Here is a 2,685-nt window from a genome sequence, read left to right on the forward strand (position 1 = left end):
ACCTCGGGTCGAACTTCGGCACGTCGGAGCCCGAATGACCTCGGGTCGAACTTCGGCACGTCGGAGCCCGAATGGGCCGGCGCGGCCGGGGGTGCTCTGCTGGGCGAGGCGGCGCGCCGCGTACGCGCGGCGGGGTTCACCATCGGCAACGTCACGGTCCAGGTGATCGGGAACCGGCCGAAGATCGGTCAGCGGCGGGCGGAGGCGGAGGCTGCGCTGTCGGCGGCCGCGGGGGCACCCGTGAGCGTCTCGGCCACCACGACCGACGGGCTGGGGCTCACCGGCCGCGGCGAGGGCGTCGCCGCGATCGCCACGGCACTGGTGGTCTGACGCCGGCCTGTGCTGCCCAGCAGCACGCCGGCGATCACGAGGGCACCCCACGCCAGCTCGGTGACCGACGTGCGCTCCCGCAGGAGCAGCCAGGACGCCCCGATGCCCACGACGGGCACGAGCATCGAGAACGGCGCCACCGTGCTGGACGGGTGCCGGCCCATGAGCGTGGTCCACAGCCCGGAGCCGACCAGGGTCGCCACCACGACCGTGAAGACCAGACCACCCAGTGCGAGCAGCCCCTGGGTGGTGCCGAGCCCCTGGAACGATCCCGCGATCCGCGCAGGACCCTCGACGACGAGCGAGAGCGCGAGCAGCGGCAGCGGCGGCACCACGGACATCCAGAGCATGAGCCGGAACGGCTCGCCCGGCTGCGCCTGCACGGCACGGCGGTTGCCCAGGTTGCCGACCGCCCAGCCCAGGCCGCCGCACAGCGTGAGCAGCACGGGRACCAGCGTGGCGCCGCCGTCGAGCCCGGCCCGGTGCGCGGCGATCCCGCCCAGGCCGGCCACCGCGAGCAGGATGCCGACGCCCTGCCGCGCGGTGATCCGCTCGCGCAGGAACACCCCCGCGAGCACCACGGTGAACGGGGCCGACGACTGCAGCACCAGCGACGCCAGGCCGGTCGGCATGCCGCTCGACATCGCCAGGTACAGGAAGACGAACTGCAGGACGCCGAACCCGAGGCCGTACAGGCCGATCCACCGCCAGGGGGCGGTCGGCCGGGGGACCAGCAGGAGGGTCGGGACGGCGATGAGGGCGAACCGGAGCGCGACCAGGAAGAACGGGGGGAACTGCTCCAGCGACAGGTGGATCGCGGGGAAGTTCAGGCCCCAGCACACCGCGACGAGGGCGGCGAGGAGGCGGTCGCGGGCGGGCATGGACCGAGCATGCGGTCTGCGTACCGTGCAGCACCAGCGAAAAGAACTGACGAAACGATGTAGCGTCGCTACATGGATCCGCGGGGACTCGAGACGCTCCGTGCGGTGGGCACCCAGGGCGGGGTCACGGCCGCCGCGGCCGTCCTGCACGTGACCCCGTCGGCGGTCTCGCAGCAGGTGGCGCTCCTGCAGCGCGAGGTCGGCGTGCCGCTCACCGAACGTGTGGGTCGCGGGGTGCGGCTCACGCCCGCGGGGGAGGCGCTCGCCGCGGCCGCGGTCGACGTCGCGGTGGCCCTGGAACGGGCGCGGGCCGCGTGCGACGAGTTCGTGGCACGACCGCAGGGCGTGGTGCGGGTGTCGGCGTTCCAGAGCGGCGCGCAGCTGCTGCTGCCGGCACTGCTGACGCGGGTCGCGTCCATCGACGGGATCACGCTCGAGTGCACCGACGAGGACGTGGCGCAGGACGACTTCGTGGCGCTCACCGACCGGATGGACGTGGTGGTGGCGCACCGGCCCGACGACGGCGCGGGCTGGGCCGCCCAGGGCGTCCTGGTGGTGCCGCTGCTGCGCGAGCCGCTCGATCTCGCCGTCCCGCCCGACCACCCGCTGGCCGACCGAGCCGAGGTCCGCCCGGAGGACCTGCGGGACCTGTCCTGGATCGCCGTGCGCGAGGGCTTCCCGGTCGCGGGCGTGCTCGGCGCCGTCGGTGCGCAGTCCGGGGCGGCACCGCGCATCGCGCACCGCGTCAACGACTTCCACGTGGTCGAGGCCCTGGTCGCGGCCGGGCACGGCGTGTCCCTGCTGCCCCGCTACACGTTCGGCGGCGGGGCGCAGGTGCGCCTCGTCCCGCTCGCGGGCGTCCGTGCGGGGCGGCGGATCGACGCGCTGCTGCGCCGCGACCGCGCCGAGCGCCTGGTGGTCCGGCGGGTGCTGGACGAGCTCCGTGCGCTCGCCGCGGAGATCGATGTCGCCTGACGACGCCGCGTCTGCGGCCAGGTGAGCCGGGTGTCCGAAATCAGGGGTGGCGTCCGGTCTGATGTCCGGGTACCGTCCCCGGCGTGACACAGTCGTCGGACGCCCAGACCGAGCTGCTCCCGGTGGTGGGAGCGCTCCACCAGAACCCCCTGCCCGCACGGGACAACGGGGTCCAGGCGATCCGGATCCGGGTCCGTGTCCCGCTCGACGTGCTCGAGGCCACCAGCGCCGGTCTGCGCGAGCTCGACGACCACCACCGCCGCGAGATCACCGACACGCCACCGCCGCTGCCGTTCTGAACCCGCTCTGAGCCGCGTCTAGGGCACCAGCACGAGCTTGCCGGCCGAGTGGCCCGCCATGCCGTCCCGGTGGGCCTGCGCGACCTCGGAGAGCGGGTAGGTCTTCGCCACCCGGACGTCCAGCGTGCCGTCGGCCGCCAGCTCCGCCAGCTGCGCACGGGCGGCCTCGCGCACCGCGGTCCCCGGGTCCGCGCCGGGAC

The 2,685-nt window shown here is 74.7% G+C and carries 4 protein-coding genes and 1 pseudogene; 3 read left to right on the forward strand and 2 right to left on the reverse strand.

Features of this window, described 5'->3' with window-relative positions:
• Window positions 1-264, forward strand: a pseudogene (locus AC1DUQ_RS20355) (2-C-methyl-D-erythritol 2,4-cyclodiphosphate synthase); the annotation flags it as partial.
• Here AC1DUQ_RS20355 and AC1DUQ_RS20360 read toward each other — a convergent pair.
• Window positions 189-1,211, reverse strand: coding sequence for an EamA family transporter (locus AC1DUQ_RS20360; RefSeq protein WP_477059960.1), 1,023 nt, complete (start codon window positions 1,209-1,211; stop codon window positions 189-191). The pseudogene AC1DUQ_RS20355 and the gene AC1DUQ_RS20360 overlap by 76 nt on opposite strands.
• A gap of 72 nt (window positions 1,212-1,283) precedes the next feature.
• On the opposite strand from AC1DUQ_RS20360, the gene AC1DUQ_RS20365 reads away from it, so the two are divergent.
• A complete protein-coding gene (locus AC1DUQ_RS20365) occupies window positions 1,284-2,186 on the forward strand; it encodes a LysR family transcriptional regulator (RefSeq protein WP_477059961.1) in 903 nt (300 codons plus the stop codon).
• 83 nt (window positions 2,187-2,269) lie between these two features.
• A complete protein-coding gene (locus AC1DUQ_RS20370) occupies window positions 2,270-2,485 on the forward strand; it encodes a hypothetical protein (RefSeq protein WP_421742154.1) in 216 nt (71 codons plus the stop codon).
• A gap of 18 nt (window positions 2,486-2,503) precedes the next feature.
• Here the strand turns inward: AC1DUQ_RS20370 and AC1DUQ_RS20375 are convergent.
• Window positions 2,504-2,685 (reverse strand): zinc-binding dehydrogenase (locus AC1DUQ_RS20375; protein ID WP_477074484.1); only part of this gene is annotated, 182 nt, incomplete at its 5' end.

This window comes from Cellulomonas sp. P4_B5_2, from assembly GCF_056402235.1.

Coding starts and splice junctions, on each gene's coding strand:
- AC1DUQ_RS20365 (WP_477059961.1), top strand. CDS start 1,284: ATGGATCCGCGGGGACTCGAGACGCTCCGTGCGGTGGGCACCCAGGGC.